Here is a 236-nt window from a genome sequence, read left to right as displayed (position 1 = left end):
CTAACGGAGAAGAGGCGGCGTAGCCACCACCGCTATCAGGCTGCCCAGCACGAGAGCCGTGCTCAGTCCCACGACGGTCCACACCGTGGCACGCCGTCCGCGTGTCTGGATACCGCCGCGCAGCCCCACAAGCACGGCGGACAGCGTCAGCACGAGCCAGAAGATAAGCGCGATGATGCCCATGCCGATACCGAACGCCCGCTCGGTGTCATCGAGTATTCCGACTCGGATGACAC

The 236-nt window shown here is 64.8% G+C and carries 1 protein-coding gene; it reads right to left on the bottom strand.

The genetic code is table 11. From position 1 onward, the window contains the following. Positions 1-236 (bottom strand): hypothetical protein (locus SB753_RS41315; protein ID WP_410805718.1); only part of this gene is annotated, 236 nt, incomplete at its 5' end.

The sequence above is a fragment of the Paraburkholderia sp. SIMBA_053 genome (genome assembly GCF_046534895.1).
GTDB classification, from domain to species: domain Bacteria; phylum Pseudomonadota; class Gammaproteobacteria; order Burkholderiales; family Burkholderiaceae; genus Paraburkholderia; species Paraburkholderia caledonica.
The sequence above is the reverse complement of the archived record's forward strand: the minus strand, read 5'-3'. Positions and strand labels throughout refer to the sequence as shown.